Genomic DNA, 17565 nt, shown 5'->3' on the forward strand with positions numbered 1-17565 from the left:
ACAACGGCCCCGGGAAGCGTTCGGAGAGGCAGGCGATCAGCGCGGGGGGCGGAGCCCGGCGAGTGTGACCGCGACCAGCCGGCGAACCGCGGCCTTGGAGGGAAGGCTGCCGGCCGCGGTCAGGGCGTGGAGGCAGAAGGTGGCCAGCTCGCCGGCGGCGACGTCGTCACGCAGGCTGCCGGTCCGCGCGCCTTCGGCCAGCAGGTCGCAGACGAAATCGTGAAGCTGACGTTGCGCCCTGGCGACGTGATCACCTCGGTGCAGAAGCGCGACGAGCTGCGTGTCGTGGTGCTCGTGGTTGATGAAGGCGTAAGCCGTGAGCACGGCTTCCAACCGGGCACTCACGTCGCCCGAGTGGTCTCTGATCTTGGCGAGATGCTCCAGATGGACGTTGACCTGACGCTCGTGCCAGGCGGCCAGAATGGATTCGACATCGGGGAAGTATTTGTAAAGCGTGGCGCGCCCGATGCCGGTCTCCTTGGCGATCTGCGTCATCGTGACCGACGCGAGCCCGTGCGCTGCGACCAGTGCCGCCGTGGTGTCAAGGGTCGCGTTGCGCACCGCGCGACGATGCTCCTCGATCGTGTCGGTCCAAACCTTCGGCACTAACGCATTATATGGCACTGCCTCTCGAAAACAGGTTGAAGTCTCAGTGACAGTACGTCTTAATAAAGCTCCCACGCCGCCCTTCGAGCCCGCTGCGAACCATGCCGCCGACTCAGGGGAGGATTCTCATGTGGCGATGAAGGACCACCCTCTTCATCCCGAGCGTTTGCTGATTTACAAGACACGACCCTGCGGCGACCGGAGGCCCCCGTGACGGCATGGAAGATTGAACGCGTTGAAGGCGGCGACCTTGAGGTCGACGAGGTTCTCGCCCTCTATCACGCCTCCGGGCTCGGCGAACGCCGCCCCGTCGGGGATGTCACCCGCTTCACCTCGATGATCCGCAACGCCAATCTCATCGTGACATGCCGGATCGACGGCGAACTGGTAGGCATCGCCAGGAGCATCTCCGACTTCTGCTACACGACCTATCTATCCGACCTCGCCGTCAGCCGTGATCATCAGCGGGCGGGAATCGGCCGCGCCCTCATCGAGGCGACGCAACGCGAGGCCCCGCAGGCCAAGATCGTGCTGCTGGCGGCGCCGGCGGCCACGGACTATTACCCGCACATCGGCTTCGCCCAGCACCACTCCGCGTGGACGCTCGCGCCCTGAACCAAAACGCGCCGTGAACGCTCGCCCCGCGACAGGGGCGGGCGTGGCACGCGCCGCACCAGCCGGACTCTCCGACAACACACGGGGCCTCGGCAAGCCGACGACATATCAGACAAATCACAATAAAGCAGACACAGGGCGAGGTGGGGCGCTGACGGCGTAAAACGTCCCCGCCCCAACGTACGATGCGCATGTGACCAGCAGATCCACCCCGGAACAGCACCTGCGCGATCTCGTGCGACTGCGTCGCGTCCGCGACCGGATCGACCGGGAGTTCGCGCAGCCCCTGAACGTCGAGGCGCTCGCCCGCGGCGCGAACATGTCGGCCGGGCACCTCAGCCGCCAGTTCCGGCTCGCCTATGGCGAGTCGCCCTACGGCTACCTGATGACGCGGCGCATCGAACGCGCGATGGCACTGCTGCGCCGCGGCGACCTCAGCGTCACCGAGGTCTGTTTCGCCGTCGGTTGCTCATCCCTGGGCACCTTCAGCACCCGCTTCACCGAACTGGTCGGCATGTCCCCCAGCGCCTACCGGCGCGAGACGACAGGCATGACGGAAGAGATGCCATCGTGCGTGGCCAAACAGGTGACCAGACCGGTCAGGAATCGAGAAGCGCGGATTACCAAGCCGCGACTAGCGTGACCGCCATGAACAACGTCACCATTTACTCCACCTTCCTCCCCCACGACGACCCCGACGCATCTTTGGCCTTCTATCGCGACACTCTCGGCTTCGAGGTGCGCAACGACGTCGGATACGGCGGGATGCGGTGGATCACCGTCGGCCCCCACAACCAGCCCGGCACCTCCATCGTCCTGCATCCGCCGGCCGCCGACCCCGCCGTCACCGAGGACGAGCGCCGCGTCATCGCCGAGATGATGGCCAAGGGCACTTACGCCAGCATCGTCCTGGCCAGCACCGACGTCGACGGCACCTTCGAGCGCCTGCAGGCCAAGGGCGCCGAAGTCGTTCAAGAGCCGACCGACCAGCCCTACGGCATTCGCGACTGCGCCTTCCGCGACCCGTCGGGCAACATGATCCGCATCAACCAGCAGCCCTGAGCGGCGGGCCAACCCCCCAGCGCCTGCATGCCTCAAAAGTCCAAGGTCGAGATCACCGACCAGCCTGCGGTACGGAGCACCGCATCCGCCCCCCTTCAGCTGCCCAAGCCGGCCCCCTCAAGATCGACAGAATCGGGTTGATCCGGTTCAACGCGGCCTGAAGGGGCCACGCCACACCAAGCACATCGGCGTGAAGGGACCACGCCACACCACGCCAACCGGCATGGCTCGTGTGCGCCGGCTTCGCCGTACCGCCCGGTGCGTAGTCCCCGCCGTGTCGAGATCCGGCGGACAGGACACCCGGCGCGAAGACCATTGGCCGCCTGCGGACTTCACGCCGGGCGTGGCTTCTGCCGCGTCCGGCGTCGGTCTCGTAACGACACCACTGATCAGGTAAACAGTGACCGTTGCCCCGACCCCGTTTAACGGCAAATATTCGGACAAACGGACATAAACTACTCGGGTCCAGCCAGGCGACGCCGACGGAGGCCGTGAAGGCGGCCCCGCCGTACAGATGGAGACACGATAACCATGCCCACGGATGAGCAGTCGCCTGCGCTGCACACCCTCAACAGCCACAACGTGATCCGCGTGCATGGGGCACGTGAGAACAACCTCAAGGACATCAGCGTCGAGATCCCGAAGCGCCAGTTGACGGTGTTCACCGGCGTCTCCGGTTCGGGCAAGAGCTCCCTGGTGTTCGACACGATCGCCGCGGAGTCGCAGCGGCTGATCAACGAGACCTACAGCGCCTTCGTGCAGGGTTTCATGCCGACGCTGGACCGGCCCGAGGTGGACGTGCTCGAAGGGCTGACGACCGCGATCATCGTCGACCAGCAGCGGATGGGCGCCGACCCCCGCTCCACGCTCGGCACCGCCACCGACACCAACGCGATGCTGCGCATTCTGTTCAGCCGGCTCGGGACGCCGCACATCGGCTCACCCGGGGCGTTCGCCTTCAACGTGCCCACGGTCCGGGCGAGTGGGGCGATCACCGTCGAACGTGGTGCCAGCAAGGCGGTGAAGCAGACCTTCACCCGCACCGGCGGCATGTGCCCGCGTTGCGAAGGCCGCGGCACGGTTTCCGATTTCGACCTCACCGAACTTTTCGACGACTCCAAGTCGATCTCCGAGGGCGCGATCACCATCCCCGGCTACAAGACGGACAGCTGGTGGACGGTGAAGATCTATGCGGAGTCGGGCTTCATCGACCCGGACAAGCCAATTCGCAAGTTCACCAAAGCCGAGATGCACGACTTCCTCCACCGCGAGCCGACGAAGGTGAAGGTCAACGGCGTCAACCTCACCTATGAGGGGCTGATCCCGAAGCTCCAGAAGTCGTTCCTCTCCAAGGACCGCGAGGGGATGCAGCCACATATCCGGGCGTTCGTGGATCGAGCGGTCACCTTCACCGCCTGCCCCGACTGCGACGGCACCCGGCTCAGCGAGGCTGCCCGATCGTCGAAGATCAAGGGGATCAGCATCGCCGACGCCTGCGCGATGCAGATCAGCGACCTGGCCGAATGGGTCCGTGGCCTCGGCGAGCCGTCGGTGGCGCCGCTGCTCGCGACGTTGCAGCGGACTCTCGACTCGTTCATCGAGATCGGTCTGGGCTATCTCTCGCTCGACCGGCCGGCGGGCACGCTGTCGGGCGGCGAGGCGCAGCGCGTCAAGATGATCCGCCACCTCGGCTCCTCGCTCACCGACGTCACCTACGTGTTCGACGAGCCGACCGTCGGCCTGCACCCGCATGACATCCAGCGGATGAACAACCTGCTGCTGCGATTGCGGGACAAGGGCAACACGGTGCTCGTCGTCGAGCACAAGCCGGAGACGATCGCGATCGCCGACCACGTCGTCGACCTCGGCCCCGGCGCGGGTGCGGCGGGCGGCAGTGTCTGCTTCGAGGGCACCGTCGAGGGGCTGCGGGCCGGCGGCACGGTCACCGGTCGTCATCTCGACGACAGGGCCTCCCTTAAAGAGACGGTGCGGAAGCCCACCGGCAAGCTGGAGATCCGCGGCGCGTCGAAGCACAATCTGCGCGATGTCGACGTCGACGTCCCGCTCGGGGTGCTGGCCGTCGTCACCGGCGTCGCCGGCTCCGGTAAGAGCTCGCTTCTGCACGGGTCGATCCCCGCCAAGTCGGGTGTGGTGTCGGTCGACCAGGGGGCGATCCGGGGCTCGCGGCGGAGCAACCCGGCGACGTACACCGGCTTGCTCGACCCGATCCGGAAGGCGTTCGCTAAGGCCAACGGCGTGAAGCCGGCGTTGTTCAGCGCCAACTCCGAGGGGGCCTGCCCCACCTGCAACGGGGCCGGGGTCATCTACACCGACCTGGGGATGATGGCGGGGGTTTCCGCCACCTGTGAGGACTGCGAGGGGAAGCGGTTCCAGGCGGCCGTGCTGGAATATCACCTCGGCGGCCGCGACATCAGTGAGGTGCTCGCGATGTCGGTGGCGGAGGCCGGGGAGTTCTTCGGCGCCGGTGAGGCGCGCACGCCCGCCGCGCACGCCATCCTGGAGCGGCTCGCCGACGTCGGCCTCGGCTACCTCAGCATCGGCCAGCCGCTCACCACGTTGTCCGGCGGCGAGCGACAGCGGCTCAAGCTGGCCACCCACATGGCTGAGAAGGGTGGCGTCTACGTCCTCGACGAGCCGACCAGCGGCCTGCACCTGGCCGACGTCGAGCAGTTGCTGGGCCTGCTCGACCGGCTGGTCGACTCCGGCAAGTCGGTCATCGTCATCGAGCACCACCAGGCGGTCATGGCGCACGCCGACTGGATCATCGACCTCGGTCCCGGTGCCGGCCACGACGGCGGTCGCGTCGTCTTCGAGGGCACACCCGCCGACCTGGTCGCCGGGCGTTCCACCCTCACCGGCGAGCACCTCGCGGCATATGTGGGCGCCTGAGACCCTCACGGTCGGCGTGGGACAAGTTCCGGCTCGTCCCACGCTGTCGGCTTCGCCGTACGGCGCAAACCGGCATTCGCTTCTTGCACAGCCCGAGCGCGCATTTGTACACTCTACGGCGCCAAATCGCTCGCTATGATCCGCTTCTCGTTGGGTTGTCCGGGTCAGGCATCATCTCTGCATGGAACTGATTGACGCGGGCATTTTCGCCAGCCCCGACGGCAAGGCGAACTACTCCGAGCACCTCCGCGTGCCGGCGATGAGCCTGGGAACCTACTCGATCCCCGCCGGCGCGACGGACCCTCAGCAACCGCACACCGAAGACGAGATCTACGTGGTCGTGTCAGGAAAGTCCTCCTTCACCTCAGGAGGGCGCTGTGTGACTGTCGGGCCAGGCACCACCCTGTTCGTTCCCGCGCATGAAGAGCACCGTTTCCACGACGTGACCGAAGACCTCACCGTCCTGGTGTTCTTCGCTCCGGCCGAAGGGTCACTCGGCACCAAAGGATGAGTTCCGGCTATACCCCCCAGAGGTTGCTCAGACTGGACAACTCATGACAGGCTAGGAGTCAGGAGGTACCCCACCGGGGTATGTGACGAGGAGGCCGGAAAGATGACCACCACCACCTACAAGGTCGAGGGCATGACCTGCGGACACTGCGTGTCTTCCGTGACCGAAGAGGTGACCGGAGTGGCCGGAGTGACGGGCGTCGACGTCGACCTCGCGACGGGTGCCGTCAAGGTGACCAGCAGCGAGCCCCTCGACGACGCCGTGATCGGCGCCGCGGTCAAGGAGGCCGGCTACACGATGGCCGGCCGCGTCGAGGGCTGACGCCCGATCAACCATAGCGACTCCGGGCCGCGCACCATGTGAAGAGGCCAGGAGGGAAGTACGGTGACCACCATCACAAGAGCGACGCCCTTCGCCTACAACATCGCGGCGGGCCTGCTCACCCCGATGATCGCGGGGGCGGCGATGGCCTTCTCCTCGGTCTTCGTAGTGACCAACTCGCTGCGGCTCCGCCGGTTCAGGTCACTCGCTTAGGCGATGACAGCGTACGGCACAGGCCAGATCCGGCCCGTGCCGTACGCTGCGAGGGTTTCAGTCGTCGGTCACGGTGATGACCTGACAGGGGCAGAAAGACACGGCTTTGCGTGCCGCGCTGTGCAGCTCCTCGGGAGGCTCCGCCTCCAGCAAAATGACGCGGCCGTCTTCCTCGTCTTGGTCGAACAGCGCAGGCGCAGTCAGCACACACATGCCCGAACTACAGCAGCGCTCCCGATCGACTGATACCTTCACTGTTTCACCTCCTTCCACGTCACTGGCAGCTTGTGCACACCATAGATCGCCATATCACTACGCATGGGCACTTCATCTGCCGGGATTGCGAGCCGCAGGTCGGGGAATCGTTCGAACAACGCCCGGTATCCGATGCGCATTTCGATCCTCGCGAGTTGCTGACCGAGACATTGGTGCACGCCGTGGCCGAAGGCGAGGTGTCCGTTGTTTGGACGTGTGATGTCGAGCGTGTCGGCGTGTTCGAATCGCTCGGGGTCGCGGTTGGCGGCCTGAACGGCGAGGATGACGTTCTCACCTTTGGCGATGTGATGTCCGTCGATGTCGACGTCCTCCAAGGCCGCGCGCTGGATTCCGATCTGGAAGATGGACGCATAGCGCAGCATCTCCTCGACCGCCCCTTCGATCTGCGAGGGATTCTCACGCAGCGCGGCGAGCTGGGCGGGGTTGGTGAGCAGGGCAAAACTCCCGAGGGCCAGCATGTTGGCTGTGGTCTCGTGCCCGGCGACCAGGAGCAGGAAGGCGATCCTGACGAGTTCGCCCTGGTCCAGCTCGCCGGTCTCGATCAGGCCGCTCAGCAGATCGTCACCCGGGGAGGCGGCCTTGCTTCGCACTAGTTCGTCGAGATAGCCGGTGATCCCGGCCATCGCGGCATTGACCTCGTCCAGGCTGCTTTCCAGGCGCAGCAGCGTCGCCGTATGGCGCTGGAACACCTCCCGGTCGGAGTACGGCACGCCTAGCAGTTCGCAGATCACCAGGGAGGGGATCGGCAGCGCGAACTCGTGCACCAGGTCGGCGGGCGGCCCCTGCTCCGCGATAGCGTCGAGGCGGTCGGCCGCGATGCGTTCGATCCTGGGGATGAGCCTGTTCATGTGGCGCACGGTGAACTGCCCGGTCAGCAGCCGCCGGTATCGCGTGTGCTCCGGGGGGTCCATGCGCAGGAACATGCCCGGCTCGGCGGGTGGCAGCAGGCCCTTTTCCACCATGCGGTGCTCGATCGGCGCGTGGCGCAACTCCTGGCGGGCGCTGAAGCGGGGGTCGGCCAGTACGGCACGGACCAGGTGATAGCCGGTGATCAACCAGCCCATGTGCCCGTCGGGGAAACGTACGGGGGTGATCGCCCGGGCCTCCGCCTGCTCGATGAGCTCGGGTGGGGGATCGAACGGGCAGGTGCGTGGAGAGAGGGTGATGGCGCTCGACAAGGTCTCTGTCATCGGGATGCTCCTCGCGGTGGTGCCGTGGTCGTGCTTGCGGTTGACCAGGCGGTACACGGAATCCGCGCTTCGCCGTACCTTCACGCTACAGTGACTTCACAAGGTCGTGAAGTAAAATAACTCTATAAATCTCCCGCCCCCACTCTCATCTTCAGGATGCATCCGGTATCCGCCGATAGGCGACCCCTGATATGGCAAAACGCCCCTCCGGCCGGCGAAAGGGCGTTTTTTCGCAAGGGTTATGGCTTGCGGGCCACGCCCGCGTAGTACCAGACGCTGTTGGGGTCGTCCGCCGGCCACTCGTTGGCTTCACCCGGATGCCAGGACAACACCGGCACAACCCCCGGAGAGACCACCTCAAGGCCGGCAAAGAACTTCTCCACCTCGGCCTTGGTCCGGGGAACGAGCTTGATCCCGGCCTGAGTGGCAGCCGCCACCGCCGCGCCGGTGGACTCCGGATCGAAGTCTGCCGTTGGGTGCGTGATCGTCAGATAACTGCCCGATGGGAGGGCGTCGAGCAGAGTGCGGACCAGGGTGTACGGATCGTCCTCGTTGTCGAAGTACATCAGGATCGCCACCAGCATCAGCGCGACCGGCCGGTCGAGGTCGAGGATCTTCTCCAGCGTCGGGTGCGCCAAGATCGCCTCCGGCTCGCGGAGGTCGGCCATGATGAACTCGGTCCGCCCCTCAGGCCGGCTCGCCATGAGCGCTCGCGCATGCGCCAGCACAATCGGGTCGTGGTCGACGTAAAGCACCCGGGACTCGGGGGCGATGCTCTGTGAGACATCGTGAATGTTGCCCGCTGTCGGGATGCCGGTGCCAATGTCGAGGAATTGCCGAATGCCTGCCTTCTGGGTCAAGTAGCGGACGGCGCGCCCGAGAAGGTCACGGTTGGCGCGTGCCATGACCGGCAACGTGGGGATCGCCTGCACCATCGCATCCCCCAGCGCACGGTCGGCGGCGAAGTTGTCCTTGCCGCCGAGCCAGTAGTCATAGACCCGGGCGGAGTGGGCGATGGAGGTGTTGATCTGGGGCGTTGGATCCGAAGACATGGCCAGATTCCTTAGATTGTGGGGGCCGCACCCCGCATCCTAACTTCGATCATCATCCCCGCACAGGGACAAGCAGCCAGGAGCGGGACAGCCCCCCACTTGGACCTCTCAAGCCCGCATTTCCGCAGGTGAGTAGGTCTTTACGACGGTCCGGTCATATAGCCGAATAACGCCACCCCGGAACCTCAACGCCGCCCTGATCACCCCAGGCGGCACCATGGTCGCCACGCGGGCGATTTGCCACCGTCGACGCCGCCTGCGCCGCTCTCGGCGTCACCTGACCGTGGCCGCCTCACGTCCCAAGATCGGCCAGACCGCCAGCGTGACCACCGCCATTACGGCGCCCGCCAGGAAATAGGGTGCCGTGATCCCCCACACGCCGGCCAGGAGGCCACCGAGCAGCGACCCCACTGCCGCGCCACCGAGATCGAGGAGCGAATAGACACCGGTCACCCTGCCGAGCAACCCCTCCGGCACCGCACGCTGCCGCAGCGTCACCACGATCACGCCCCACACCATCGCGTGCACGCTGAACACCGTGAGCGTGACCGCCGCGATCCACGGGTGAGTGGTGACCGCCAGCACCAGATGTGTGACCATCTCGATCACAAGCCCTGCGCGCAGCAACGCCGCCGCACCGACCCGGGCCTGCAACCGCGGGGCCACCAGTGTGCCCACGGCGCCACCGACCGCGAACGCCACCAGCAGCAAGCCGTACCCCACCTCGGACAACCCCAGCCGTTCGTCCGCGTAGAGCACGAACACCGCGAAGGCGCCGCAGAAGACGACGTTGCCCACTCCCATAGTCAACGCCAGGGTGCGAAGCAGCCGGTGCCGCCACAACCACCGCATACCCGCCGCGACATCACCCCAGATGCCTTGCCGCTGCTCCTGCGCGCTCACTTCACCCGGCACCGGTCGCATCCACGCGACAAGCAGTGCCGCCACCACAAAGGTGACCGCGTTGACCCCGAACGGCAAAGCCACCGCGACCACGAACAACCACGCCCCCACCGGCTTGGCGGCGAACTGGTTGATGACCGTGAACGTCGCCATGAGCCTGGCATTGGCCGTGGCCAACCGCTCGGGCGGCACCACGGTGGGCAACCGCGCGGCGGAAGCCGTGTCCGCCAGGGTCTCCCCGGTGCCCAGCAGGAAGAAGACGATGTATACCAGGGGGACCGATGCGACTCCCATGACCAGGGCTGCCGCCAGCACCGCGACGGCGAGGCCCCGCAGCAGGTTGACGGCCACAATCAGCCGCTGCCGGTCCAGACGGTCGGCCAAGGCACCGCTGACCAGCGCGAACAGCAACCAGGGAAGCTGCTGTACGAAGGCCGCCCCGGCCACGAGCAGCGGCTCATCCGTCATCGACGCCACCAGCAGCGGCGCAGCCACCGCAGTGACGCCGTCGCCGAGATTGGAGATCGCCGACGCGGTCCACAGCTTAAAGAAATCCGCGCCTAGGCGCGATTTTTGGGCATGCAAAAGGAACTCCTCGTGAGAGGCGAAACAGGCTCTGAGAACGAGGTGATGTTTCGCCGCGAGGAGTCCTGGGGGCCTGTGGACCTGCCTAGCTGCCGGCTTGGCCGTACCTGCTTATGAGCATCAAGGCATCGGCCCGGCGTCACGGACAGCGAGCGCTTGTAGAAGGGCACGAGCTCAGACGGTCTAACCCACCGTCCAGACATCGGCCCAACCGGCTCCGCCTACGGAGAGCTACGGTGACGAGAGACAATCTCCGGCGCCGCGCTCCGCCAATGGGCAAACCGGCCGTTCCTACGGTGGGGTCAGGCTAGTGCGGACTCCTGCGTCGAAACACACACATCCGCTTCGGTAGCCAAGGTGGTCTCCCCTCTCCGAGATGGCCGTGCAGCCGGACGCTATCCATGCGGGTGTCGGACGGCAACACGTTTTTCCATCACAATCTCCCGAGGGGACCGTCGCCTTTAGGCGGCGGGGTAATCCGGAGCAGGAGGGCCGTCAAGGCCCGAGCGTGCCCTGACCTGCCAGGTCGACGCGTCACAGTGTTCCCTCCGGGTTTTGTCGGTGCCGGCCGGTACCGTGCTGTCCTGGTTGCCGCATCGGGGAGGTGGGCGTGCGCAGGTCGTTCAAGTTCCTTCTGCGTCCCACCGCGCGGCAGGCCGCCGCGCTCGCCGCGTGCCTTGAGGATCACCGGCAGCTGTACAACGGCGCGCTGGAGCACCGCCGCACCGCCTACGCCAGAGCGGGGGTGAGGGTCCGGTACGGCGACCAGTCGGGGGAGTTGAAGCACATCCGCGCCGGCGACCCGCAGGGGCAGGCGCGCTGGTCGTTCTCCTCCCAGCAGGCCACCCTGCGGCGGCTGGACAAGGCGTTCACCGCGTTCTTCACGCGGGTCCGCCGGGGCCGCACACCCGGTTTCCCCCGTTTCAAGGGCCAGGGCCGGTTCGATACCGTCGAATGGCCCAGGGACGGCGACGGCTGCCGGTGGGACTCCCAGCCGCACCACCCGGCCCCCGTCTTTGTGCGGCTTCAGGGGATCGGGCATGTGCGGGTGCACCGGCACCGCCGCGTCCAGGGCACCGTCAAGACGATCGGCGTCAAGCGGGAGGGCCGCCGCTGGTACGTCGTCCTGTCGTGCGACAACGTGCCGGCTCGGCCGCTCCCGGCCACGGGTACGGCCGTCGGGCTGGACAGGGGGGTGGCCTGGCTGGCGACGACCAGCGACGGCGACCACATAGACAACCGGCGCCGCCTGGCCGCCTCCGCCGCCCGACTGGCGGCGGCGCAACGCGACCTGGCCCGCAAAAAGCGCGGGTCCAATCGCCGCCGCAAGGCCGCCGCCCGGGTCGCCGCCCTGCACGGCGGGGTGCGCCGGCGGCGGCTGGACGGCGCGCACAAGGCCGCGCTCACGCTGGTCCGCGGTTACGACGTGATCGTGCACGAGGACCTGCGGATCGCGAACATGACCCGCAGCGCCTTTGGCACGATCGAGCGGCCGGGCCGCGGCGTCGCGGCCAAGTCCGGGCTGAACAAGAGCATTCTCGACGCGGGCTGGGGGGTGTTCCTGCAGATCCTGTCGCACAAGGCTGAAAGCGCCGGTCGGCTGCTGATCGCGGTGAACCCCGCCGGCACCTCCCGCACCTGCGCCCGCTGCGGGCACTGCGCTGCGGACAACCGCCTCACCCAGGCCGCGTTCCGATGCACGGCGTGCGGGCACACCGCGCACGCCGACGTGAACGCGGCGGTCAATATCTTGAGGGCAGGGCTTGCCCTTCGCCGGGCTGCGGAAGCGGCTTAGCGAGAAGCCGCTCCCTTCAGGGAGCGGAGGAGTCACCCGTCCGATGCACTGAGCGGCCCGGCATCAACCCTTCGGTCCGGCGTCAATCCTCGCCTTGGCTCCAGCCGGCAACGCCGCTCACCTCCAAAGAAGAAACCGGCAAGCGGACGCGAACGCTCGGTCCACGCCGTTCGTACGGCACTTCGAGGAGCGTGCTGTCTTTGCTTGGGATGGTGGTCGGCGCGGTGCCGGCTTCTGTGGGGTTCGCCGGCCCTTCTCGCTTGAAATAGGTCGACTCTCAGGTGAGGGTGAGGCCGTTCTTCAGCAGGGCGAAGGCGTGGTCGGCCGCGGTGATCGCCTCTGGGTGGAGGTCGTCGGCTGATCGTTCTTGGTCGAGTGCCTGCCAGTTGTGTCTGGCCAGCACTCGTTGTGTCGCGAGGATCTGGGCGGCGGCGAGCCGGGCGGTCAGCTGCCGCTCGACGATGCTCGTGGGCGTGGTCATGCTCTCGGCGAGGGCGGTCGCGAGGGCCTCCTCATCGGCTGCCATGTGCTGAAGCAGTCGGGCCGAGAGGCTCGGGGTGGAGAAGACCATGCGGTGAAACTCGATCACCTCTCGTGTGTCGTTGAGCCCGGTGACGGGGTCGCGGCGGGCGAGGCCGGCGAGGAAGTGCTGATGCAGGGCGGCGAGGGGTTCCTGCTCGGGTGGGCGTCGTCGCACGACTCGGGCTCCTTCGCCTTGATGGTCGGCGATGCGGTGGAGGACGAGATCCTCCTTGGTCGCGAAGTATTTGAACAAGGTCGGCTTGGAAACCTCCGCGGCGAAGGCCACTTCGGCCACCGACACCTCGGTGAAGCCCCGCTCCAGGAACAGCGCGATGGCCGCCGTCGAGATCGCCTCGTGCACGCGCTGCTTCTTCAGATCCCTGAGTCCCATCACGACACCCCACCCTATCAAGCGTGTTAACCTAGGCAATCTCTTAACCGAGTTAAGCTTCAGGGGGTGCGTGATGAGCGAGCTCGACGAGGAAAGGGCATATGCCGAGCGGTGCCGCGAAGCGGTGCAAGCCATGCTTGATGGCGCGCGTGACAATGTGATCGTCGGCGAGACGGTGGCAGGTGATCGTTACAGTGCGGAGCGCCTCGGGCGGCATCTCAAGAGTCTCGCCAAGGAGCTGAGCGAGCAGCCCAACGGTCCGCCGTTCTTCGGCCGCCTCGACTTCGCCGGGGCGGCGGAGGCGGGCGACCATCAGGGGCGGCGTTATTACCTGGGGCGACGGCATATCTCCTGTCACTCCGGCAGGCCGCCCATGGTGATCGACTGGCGTGCCCCGGTCGCCCGCACCTTCTATCAGGCGAGTGCTCACGAGCCCCACGGTCTGGCCAAGCGCCGACGCTTCGGCTGGGCCGCGCTGGTGTTGAGTGGGTTTGAGGACGAGCGCCTCGACCTGGGCAAGGATCTCGGCACGTCGAGCCGCATTGTGGCGGCGGAGATCGAGCGCCCCCGCGTCGGCCCCATGCGCGACATCGTCGCCACCATCCGACCGGAGCAGGACGCGCTCGTGCGGGCCGACCTCGGAGTGTCGATCTGTGTCCAGGGAGCGCCAGGCACAGGCAAGACGGCTGTCGGTCTGCATCGCGCCGCCTACCTGCTCTATGCGCACCGCCGGCGCCTCGAACGCGGTGGCGTGCTCGTGCTCGGCCCCAGTCGTGCCTTCCTTACCTACATTTCGGCGGTGCTGCCCGCGTTGGGGGAGGTCGATGTGGAGCAGACCACGATCGACCAACTCCTCGGCGTCGCCACGCCTGCATCTCCCGCTTCAACACCGCCTCCTTCGGCCGGCACACGTGCTCATGGGCCTGCTTCGTCTACCGGGGTTCCTCACGTCGGCATGGGTGGGTCGCGTTCGGGTGCTTCCTCCATCTCCGTGCTCGCTGCCGCCCCGGCAGCGGGCGGTGAGGATGCCGGTGCGGTGGTCAAGCACGATGTCCGGATGGCGGAGGTTCTGCGTCGTGCGTTGTATGCGCGGGTGCGAAAGCCGGTGGAACCGATCGTCGTGGCGGAGGGTTCCCAGCGATGGCGCGTTGCCGTCGAGGAGTTCCGCCGGGTGGTCGACGACACCCGGCGCGAGGCGGTGCATTACTCCGTGGGCAGGGAGCGGGTGCTCAGCAGGCTCGTGGCCATGGTGCGCCGGCAGGCCGAGGCGCGGGGCGGCACACCGGGAGCGGCTTGGGAGCGGGCGATGGCGCGCAAAGTCCGGCCCTTCCTCGCCGAGGTGTGGCCTGCCGTGCGGCCGGAGGAGGTGGTGGCGGGCCTGCTGGGCGACGCGGGCGCGCTCGCTTCAGCGGCGTCGGGGGTGCTGACGTCTGAGGAGCAAAAGCTGATCCTGTGGCCGAAGCCGGTGAAGTCGCCGAAAAGTGTCCGTTGGTCGGCGGCTGACGCGGTGCTCATCGACGAAGTGGCCGGACTGCTGGAGCGGCAGCAGGGCTACGGCCACGTGATCGTGGACGAGGCTCAAGATCTTTCCGCGATGCAATGCCGAGCCGTGGCGCGGCGCAGCGAGCACGGCTCCATCACGGTGCTCGGTGACCTCGCTCAGGGCACGACCCCCTGGGCCGCGCTCACCTGGCAGGAGCACCTCACCCACCTCGGCAGGCCGGAGGCCGAGGTCGTGGCTTTGACGACGGGTTACCGTGTCCCGGCGGCGGTGGTGACGATGGCCAACCGGCTGCTCGCGGCGTTGCCGGCGCAGGTGCCGCCGACGGAGTCTTTCCGGTCCGACGGGCGGCTTCGGCTGCACCGAGTGGGCGATGTGAAGGCCGGTGTGGTCGAAGCGGTTCGTGAGGCCCTGACCCATGAGGGCTCAATCGCGTTGATCGCCGCCGACGGTGCGGTGTCGGATCTGGCGACGGCATTGGTGGACGGCGCGGGCGGCCTCTCCGATGCCGGCAGAGAGATGCCCGGGCGACAGGGCTCCGATCCTGCGGAAAACAGCGAATCCCGGCAGACCGTGGCGCTCGGTCCTGTGGAGAACGAAACCGTCGTGCCCGGTCCTGTGGAGAACAAAACCGTGGCGCCCGGTCCTGTGGAGAAGAGCGAATCCCGGCTGACGGTCGTGCCCGCCTCGATGGCGAAAGGACTGGAGTTCGACCACGTCGTGGTGGTGGAACCGGCCGACATCGTCGACGCGGAAGTGCAGGGGCTCAATCGGCTCTACGTGGTGTTGACGCGAGCGGTGTCACGACTGGACGTGATCCACACACGTGACCTGCCATCGTTTATCAGAGGTTAGACGCCACTGTCTCAATGCTCGGAGCGGCCCCGATCCGAGCATGGCGCCGACAGACGCCAGCCTGGAGGGCGCCGACAGGTCATACGGAGTTTCCGAGGTAGACCCCCAGACAATGCCACCGTGAGGCAGTCACAGGAAGCCGTGCGAGACCGGCCGATCCCCATCACTGCCAAACCCCAAGCCGACATGCCGCCCCCTCCCTCAGAGCGGCCCTGATCCGACCACGCGGGTCCGAGCGGGGTGTCTCAGACCCAGCCGTTGTTGGGGGCTGTCTGCCAGATGTGGTGGAGTGCCGAGTCGCTGCCCCTGACGAAGACCTCCAGGCGGCCGTCGCGGTTTCGGCCTATGGTGGGGGCCTCTTCGGTGAGGCCGCCCACGAGGGCCCACGTGCTCCACGAGCCTCCGGGGCTAATCTGCCAGATGTGGTAGATCTTGTTGTCGATTCCTCGGGCGAACACCTCCAGGCGGCCGTCGGCATTGGCGATCGTGGTGGGGTCCTTGATCCAGCCTCCGAGTGATGACCAGTTGCTCCAAGATCCGCCGGGTGTGGTCTGCCACCTGTGGTGAAGAGCGTTGTCGCTGCCGCGGACGAAGACCTCCAGACGACCGTCGGCGTTGACGGCGACGGCTGGGTCGGTGCCTCTGCCACCGAGGGAGGACCAACCGCTCCACAAACCGCCGGCCGTGGTCTGCCACCTGTGCTGGAGAACGTTGCCGTCGCCGTTGACGAAGACTTCCAGGCGGCCGTCACGGTTGCGTGCGACCGCTATGGTGCCGTTCACGGCGCCGCCAAGTGAGGACCAGTTGCTCCAGGGACCACCCGCCGAGGTCTGCCACTTGTGATGGAGGGCGTTGTCGCTACCCCGGGCGAAGACTTCCAGGCGACCATCGGCGTTGGCGATTGCGGCGGGGTCTCTGATCCAGCCGCCGAGCGAGGCCCAGTTGCTCCAGGAACCACCCGCCGAGGTCTGCCACCTGTGGTGAAGAGCGTTGTCGCTGCCGCGGACGAAGACCTCCAGGCGACCGTCCGCGTTGACGGTCGCGACGGGGTCTCTGACCCAACCGCCTAATGAGGCCCAGTTGCTCCAGGAACCGCCGACCGAGGTCTGCCACTTGTGATGGAGGGCGTTGCCACTGCCGTACACAAAGACTTCCAACCGTCCGTCGGCGTTGCTGATGACGGTTGGCTGGAAGACGATGCCACCGAGCGACGACCACCCTAAGCGTCTGCCGTAGACGGATCGAATACCGGCGATGTCGTCGGCGGCCAGTTCGCGACGAGGTCCGCCGTAGTAGGCGTACATGACAGCCGACGGATCGGCCGAATGCGCCAGGCCGAGGCCATGGCCGATTTCGTGGAGGGCGACGGTGGGCAGGTCGATGCCGTTGGGAGGCAGGTTGATCGACCAGTTCTCGGCTTCGTCGAAGTGGCAGTCCCCCGCCAGGGCTCCGCCGTTCGGGGGAGGGTAGAAACAATGGGCCAGAACGCCGTGTGGGCCGTCGAAGGCGGCGCCGTCGCCGTGGTCGCCGGAATACCAGCCGATGCGGATATCCCCTTCGCTCGCCACTTCCCTGAACGTGAGGGGAGTGACGGCGGCCCAGCGGTCGAAGGCTCCTTTGAGAGCGCCACGCTGGTCTGCCAGGCTGAGATCCGGGGTGGAGTTGCTGTAGCTGTAGGTGACGGTGGTGTTCGGCCATCTATTGCCTTGAACCACATATGCGGCGAGGCCGCTCACCGCTTGGTCGGGGAAGCCGCACCGGGGGCGTTGCATGAGGGCAAGGGTTTCGTCGTTGACGGCACCGGTGACCTCGAGTCCCTGTTGCTCTTGGAACCTTGTGACGGCCAGCTCCATGTGGTCGTCATAGCGTGAGGTTACTTCGGGCTCGAAAGGGACTACGGGACTGAAGAGCAGGTTGCCGATGCGGATCGCTTCATTGGGGAAGTAGCCGAAGCGCTTGAGGTATAGGTATAAGCGCTGAACCTCTCGACCCTCGTCCCCCTTTCGGAGGGCAACGCTGGGCGTAGAACCCGGGGCACTGACCGACATACTGGATCAACCTCCTGACCAAGGTGAGCGAATAAAGCAATGCAAGGTCCGACATTTCAACCAAAATCATGAGAGTCGCTCGCTTGCATTATCATCAGGCCCAACAATCAGCTTACGCTCCTCATACCCATACACAAATCAGTGAAGCTGGTTTTTGACCACGAAACCAATTCGAGTCACACCAGCCTCTCCACGGACACAAATCGGTC

General features: G+C 66.5%; 16 protein-coding genes. 9 read left to right on the plus strand and 7 right to left on the minus strand.

Features of this window, described 5'->3' with window-relative positions; all coding sequences use genetic code 11:
* Window positions 1-36 precede the first annotated feature (36 nt).
* Window positions 37-606: a TetR/AcrR family transcriptional regulator gene (locus tag Ssi02_RS17885; RefSeq protein WP_204026867.1), complete on the minus strand. Its 570-nt coding sequence runs from the start codon at window positions 604-606 to the stop codon at window positions 37-39.
* 210 nt (window positions 607-816) lie between these two features.
* Between Ssi02_RS17885 and Ssi02_RS17890 the strand changes: the two genes are divergently transcribed.
* The 7 genes from Ssi02_RS17890 (at window position 817) to Ssi02_RS17920 (ending at window position 6238) form a co-directional block, all read left to right on the plus strand.
* Entirely contained in the window at window positions 817-1221 is a 405-nt protein-coding gene (locus Ssi02_RS17890) for a GNAT family N-acetyltransferase (RefSeq protein ID WP_204026868.1), read from the plus strand.
* Between the two features lie 193 nt (window positions 1222-1414).
* Entirely contained in the window at window positions 1415-1864 is a 450-nt protein-coding gene (locus tag Ssi02_RS17895) for a helix-turn-helix transcriptional regulator (RefSeq protein ID WP_204026869.1), read from the plus strand.
* 5 nt (window positions 1865-1869) lie between these two features.
* Complete coding sequence (locus Ssi02_RS17900; protein WP_204026870.1) at window positions 1870-2283, plus strand: VOC family protein; 414 nt, start codon at window positions 1870-1872, stop codon at window positions 2281-2283.
* A 531-nt stretch (window positions 2284-2814) separates the two neighbouring features.
* Entirely contained in the window at window positions 2815-5193 is a 2379-nt protein-coding gene (locus tag Ssi02_RS17905) for an ATP-binding cassette domain-containing protein (RefSeq protein WP_204026872.1), read from the plus strand.
* A gap of 181 nt (window positions 5194-5374) precedes the next feature.
* Window positions 5375-5704: a cupin domain-containing protein gene (locus Ssi02_RS17910; RefSeq protein ID WP_204026874.1), complete on the plus strand. Its 330-nt coding sequence runs from the start codon at window positions 5375-5377 to the stop codon at window positions 5702-5704.
* A 102-nt stretch (window positions 5705-5806) separates the two neighbouring features.
* The gene (locus Ssi02_RS17915; protein WP_204026876.1) at window positions 5807-6025 is read left to right on the plus strand and encodes a heavy-metal-associated domain-containing protein; all 219 of its coding nucleotides are present in this window, start codon (window positions 5807-5809) and stop codon (window positions 6023-6025) included.
* Window positions 6026-6088: 63 nt separating this feature from the next.
* Entirely contained in the window at window positions 6089-6238 is a 150-nt protein-coding gene (locus tag Ssi02_RS17920) for a hypothetical protein (protein ID WP_204026935.1), read from the plus strand.
* Between the two features lie 57 nt (window positions 6239-6295).
* Here Ssi02_RS17920 and Ssi02_RS17925 read toward each other — a convergent pair whose 3' ends face one another.
* From Ssi02_RS17925 to Ssi02_RS17940, 4 genes are all read right to left on the minus strand, one after another.
* Window positions 6296-6493 carry a ferredoxin gene (locus tag Ssi02_RS17925; RefSeq protein WP_204026878.1) on the minus strand — a complete coding sequence of 66 codons (198 nt, stop codon included), beginning with the start codon at window positions 6491-6493 and terminating at the stop codon, window positions 6296-6298.
* The gene (locus Ssi02_RS17930; RefSeq protein ID WP_204026880.1) at window positions 6490-7704 is read right to left on the minus strand and encodes a cytochrome P450; all 1215 of its coding nucleotides are present in this window, start codon (window positions 7702-7704) and stop codon (window positions 6490-6492) included. Before Ssi02_RS17930 ends, Ssi02_RS17925 begins: the two co-directional genes overlap by 4 nt.
* 239 nt (window positions 7705-7943) lie before the next feature.
* Window positions 7944-8756, minus strand: a complete 813-nt coding sequence (locus Ssi02_RS17935) for an SAM-dependent methyltransferase (RefSeq protein ID WP_204026882.1) — start codon at window positions 8754-8756, stop codon at window positions 7944-7946.
* Window positions 8757-9029: 273 nt separating this feature from the next.
* A complete protein-coding gene (locus tag Ssi02_RS17940) occupies window positions 9030-10244 on the minus strand; it encodes an MFS transporter (protein ID WP_204026883.1) in 1215 nt (404 codons plus the stop codon).
* A gap of 610 nt (window positions 10245-10854) precedes the next feature.
* Between Ssi02_RS17940 and Ssi02_RS17945 the strand changes: the two genes are divergently transcribed.
* A complete protein-coding gene (locus Ssi02_RS17945; protein ID WP_239129001.1) occupies window positions 10855-12039 on the plus strand; it encodes an RNA-guided endonuclease InsQ/TnpB family protein in 1185 nt (394 codons plus the stop codon).
* A 277-nt stretch (window positions 12040-12316) separates the two neighbouring features.
* Here Ssi02_RS17945 and Ssi02_RS17950 read toward each other — a convergent pair whose 3' ends face one another.
* A complete protein-coding gene (locus Ssi02_RS17950) occupies window positions 12317-12952 on the minus strand; it encodes a TetR/AcrR family transcriptional regulator (protein ID WP_204026885.1) in 636 nt (211 codons plus the stop codon).
* A gap of 73 nt (window positions 12953-13025) precedes the next feature.
* On the opposite strand from Ssi02_RS17950, the gene Ssi02_RS17955 reads away from it, so the two are divergent.
* Window positions 13026-15308 carry a HelD family protein gene (locus tag Ssi02_RS17955; protein ID WP_204026886.1) on the plus strand — a complete coding sequence of 761 codons (2283 nt, stop codon included), beginning with the start codon at window positions 13026-13028 and terminating at the stop codon, window positions 15306-15308.
* A 245-nt stretch (window positions 15309-15553) separates the two neighbouring features.
* Here the strand turns inward: Ssi02_RS17955 and Ssi02_RS17960 are convergent, their stop codons facing one another.
* Window positions 15554-17356 carry a DUF8189 domain-containing protein gene (locus Ssi02_RS17960; RefSeq protein ID WP_204026887.1) on the minus strand — a complete coding sequence of 601 codons (1803 nt, stop codon included), beginning with the start codon at window positions 17354-17356 and terminating at the stop codon, window positions 15554-15556.
* Window positions 17357-17565: the final 209 nt, after the last annotated feature.

Source organism: Sinosporangium siamense (genome assembly GCF_016863435.1).
GTDB lineage: Bacteria > Actinomycetota > Actinomycetes > Streptosporangiales > Streptosporangiaceae > Sinosporangium > Sinosporangium siamense.

What these genes read in the sequence shown, in the direction of transcription:
- Ssi02_RS17910 (WP_204026874.1), top strand. Translation starts at nt 5,375, where the DNA reads ATGGAACTGATTGACGCGGGCATTTTCGCCAGCCCCGACGGCAAGGCG.
- Ssi02_RS17930 (WP_204026880.1), bottom strand. Translation starts at nt 7,704, where the DNA reads ATGACAGAGACCTTGTCGAGCGCCATCACCCTCTCTCCACGCACCTGC.
- Ssi02_RS17955 (WP_204026886.1), top strand. Translation starts at nt 13,026, where the DNA reads ATGAGCGAGCTCGACGAGGAAAGGGCATATGCCGAGCGGTGCCGCGAA.
- Ssi02_RS17900 (WP_204026870.1), top strand. Translation starts at nt 1,870, where the DNA reads ATGAACAACGTCACCATTTACTCCACCTTCCTCCCCCACGACGACCCC.
- Ssi02_RS17960 (WP_204026887.1), bottom strand. Translation starts at nt 17,356, where the DNA reads ATGTCGGTCAGTGCCCCGGGTTCTACGCCCAGCGTTGCCCTCCGAAAG.
- Ssi02_RS17935 (WP_204026882.1), bottom strand. Translation starts at nt 8,756, where the DNA reads ATGTCTTCGGATCCAACGCCCCAGATCAACACCTCCATCGCCCACTCC.
- Ssi02_RS17915 (WP_204026876.1), top strand. Translation starts at nt 5,807, where the DNA reads ATGACCACCACCACCTACAAGGTCGAGGGCATGACCTGCGGACACTGC.
- Ssi02_RS17950 (WP_204026885.1), bottom strand. Translation starts at nt 12,952, where the DNA reads ATGGGACTCAGGGATCTGAAGAAGCAGCGCGTGCACGAGGCGATCTCG.
- Ssi02_RS17905 (WP_204026872.1), top strand. Translation starts at nt 2,815, where the DNA reads ATGCCCACGGATGAGCAGTCGCCTGCGCTGCACACCCTCAACAGCCAC.